General features: G+C 70.2%; 4 protein-coding genes. 3 read left to right on the top strand and 1 reads right to left on the bottom strand.

The genetic code is table 11. From position 1 onward, the window contains the following. Nucleotides 1-579 (bottom strand): DUF4286 family protein (locus E6J59_19465; protein TMB16137.1); only part of this gene is annotated, 579 nt, incomplete at its 3' end. On the opposite strand from E6J59_19465, the gene E6J59_19460 reads away from it, so the two are divergent. The 3 genes from E6J59_19460 to E6J59_19450 form a co-directional block, all read left to right on the top strand. Further along, nucleotides 404-1,525, top strand: a complete 1,122-nt coding sequence (locus E6J59_19460) for an amidohydrolase (protein TMB16136.1) — start codon at nt 404-406, stop codon at nt 1,523-1,525. The two genes, E6J59_19465 and E6J59_19460, sit on opposite strands and share 176 nt — an antisense overlap. A 79-nt stretch (nt 1,526-1,604) precedes the next feature. Next, entirely contained in the window at nt 1,605-2,549 is a 945-nt protein-coding gene (locus tag E6J59_19455; protein TMB16135.1) for a hypothetical protein, read from the top strand. A gap of 53 nt (nt 2,550-2,602) precedes the next feature. Continuing rightward, a partial coding sequence (locus E6J59_19450) for a 1-acyl-sn-glycerol-3-phosphate acyltransferase (GenBank protein ID TMB16134.1) occupies nt 2,603-2,813 on the top strand: 211 nt, incomplete at its 3' end.

Genomic DNA, 2,813 nt, shown 5'->3' with positions numbered 1-2,813 from the left:
GCTAGCCGCCTCCAGGCGAAGATCCACCGTCCCGTAGAAGCGTTCGGCGCGCTGCACGTCGCCGAGCGGCTCGAGCTCGCGCCAGAAGCGCTCGCGGGCGGGGCTGGCGAGGTAGCGCTCGAGGGCCGCGCGCGACTCGAGGCCGTAGATGAGGAGGTAGCCCAGCCAACCCTGCTCGTCGCGCTGCTCGAGCCGGCAGCGCTGTGCCCAGAGGAAGCCCGGCTCGCGGATCACCTCCGCCATGTGCTTCTCCTCGAGCCAGCGGAGGTAGCGCTCGCCGCCGTCGGGCGAGACCCAGGCCTTCACCATGTAGAGGACGGGCGCGTGCATGGCCCGCTTGTAGCACGCCCCCTTGAAACGAACGAACGTTTGTTTGTATGCCTCGGGCAGGAGGGCAGCGCCGATGGCCCGCGCGTACGATCTGATCTCCGCCGATTCGCACATCCTGGAGCCGCCGCATCTCTGGAAGCAGTACATGCCGCGCAAGTTCCACGAGAAGGCGCCCCGGGTGGTGCCCGACGGCGAGGGCGGCGAGGCCTGGCAGTTCAGCCCCGACGCGCCGCCGGCGCCGATCGGCATCTACGCCTCGGCCGGACGCAAACACGCGGACGTGCGCTGGACCGGCGTCACCTTCGCCGAGGCGAACCAGGGGAACTTCCGCGCCGAGCCGCGTCTCGCGGAGCAGGACCTCGACGGGGTGGATGCTGAGGTGCTGTTCGGCTCGGCGCGCATGATGAGTCACTTCTTCTCCGACCCCGATCCCGAGTTCCAGCTCGCGGGGGTGCAGGCCTATAACAACTGGATCGCGGAGGAGTTCGTGAAGGTGGCGCCGGAGCGCCTGATCGGCCTCGCCTGCATGCCGGCCCTCGGCGTCGAGGAGTCGATCCGCGAGATGGAGCGCTGCCTCCGCCTCGGCATGCGGGGCGTCTGGCTCAACACCATGCCGAGCGTCGGCTCCTCCATCCGGCCCGAGGACGACAAGTTCTGGGACGCGGCGCAGGCGCTCGGCGTGCCGGTCCACTTCCACGTGCGCGTCATGCGCCAGCTGCAGAAGCCGAAGGCGAAGGGCGTCCGCGGCGACGATCTGACGGGGCTCGCCACGGTGGGCGCCCGCGACATGATCGTCGACATGGCGGAAATCATCCAGTCGGGCGTCCACGACCGCTTTCCGGCCCTGGTCTGGGTGGCGGTCGAGACCGGCTGCGGCTGGATCCCCTACCTGCTCGAGCAGCTCGACGACCGCTGGTGGCGGAACCGCTCCTGGCTGCCCGTCAAGCTGCAGCACCAGCCGTCCTTCTACTTCCGGCGCAACTGGCGCGCGGCCTTCATGATCGACCGCTACGCGGTGATGAACCGGCACGTGATCGGCGTCGAGAACATGCTCTGGTCGACCGACTACCCGCACCACGGCTGCGACTGGCCGGAGACGCGCCGCGTGGTCGACGACGTCTTCCGCGACGTGCCGGCGGCCGAGCGCCGGCGGATGTGCGCCGACAACGCGGCGGAGCTCTACCGGCTGGTCTAGCTAGCCGGCTTCGGGACCATCGCGGCGTCGGTTGACACCGCTCGCCGCGGTCGTGGTATCTCTCGCGCCAGGTTAGCGCATGTGGCGGTGTTCCAAGTGCGGCGCCGAGGTCGAAGACGACTTCGAGGTGTGCTGGAACTGCAGCACGGCCAGGAGCGGAGCGAGCTACGAGGAGTTTCACGCCGACATTCCCAGCGCCTCGGCTCCCGCACCGATCGCGGCGCTCGAGGTCGAGCAGATAGCGGTCCTCCAGGCGATCGAGGACGGGATCGGCGCGATCGCGAGGCACCGGGTCCTCCTGCTTGCCGGCGTGCTCCTCGTGGCATCGCGGCTCGCCGACTCCTTCTTCGCCACCCCGGGCACTCCGGCGGTCGACGGCGCGAACCCGATCGCCCTACTCCTCCCGCTTCTGCGCTGGCAGTCCGTCGCGTGGCAGGCGAAGCACCTCGTCGTGGACGCGCTGGCTGATGGGTTCGTCGTGGCCTTCCTGTACGGCGCGGCATGCGGCCGGGCTTCGCCCGTGGAGGCGGCCTCCCGTGCCGTCTCGCGCCTCCCGAGCCTCGTGGGCGCCGAGGCAATCGTCGGAGCGATCTTCGTGGCGCCGTTCGTGGCGCTCCTGGTCGCGGTCGGGTCTCATGCACCGCCTCATGCAGCGCTCGGGTGGTGTGCCTTCGCGCTCCAAATCTATCTGCTGGTGCGGCTAATCTTCTGGCGAGAGGTGATCGTGGTGGAGGCTGCAGGCCTTGCGAGAGCGTCTCGCCGGAGCTGGAACCTCGTGCGCGGGAACTGGTGGCGGCTCGCTTTCCTTGCCGCGGTGACGTGGTGGGGGGCCGGCATGCGGCTCGAGCGGTTGCCGGCATACCTGTCGGTGCCCACGGGGGCGCTCCTCCGGTTGGTGGCGGACGCGGTGATGGCGAGCGCGTACTTGCAGCGCGTCGGGCTCTTGCCACGACGGCGCCCGACGCTCAGACGGCTGGTGGAGGCCCGCGCCGCCCCGCGCTCCGGGGTCCTCGACAGCTTGTAGCTGGCCCGAGTTCCTCTGGTCCCCCGCCCGTGCCGAATGCTAGAGGGGCGGCGGTGCTGCGGCGCGCGCTCTCCCTCGTCTTCTGGGTCTTCCTCGCGGGGAGCTCGATCGTCCTCTTCCCGGTGGCGGTGCTCATCTGGGTGGTGACCGCCCCGTTCGACCGGCGCCGCGCGCTCCTGCACCGCTACACGTGCTTCTGGGCCTCGCTCTACACCTGGCTCAACCCCGCCTGGCGCGTGCGGGTCGAGGGGCGAGAGCGCATCC

It is taken from the genome of Deltaproteobacteria bacterium (assembly GCA_005879795.1).
GTDB lineage: Bacteria > Desulfobacterota > Binatia > DP-6 > DP-6 > DP-6.
The sequence above is the reverse complement of the archived record's forward strand: the minus strand, read 5'-3'. Positions and strand labels throughout refer to the sequence as shown.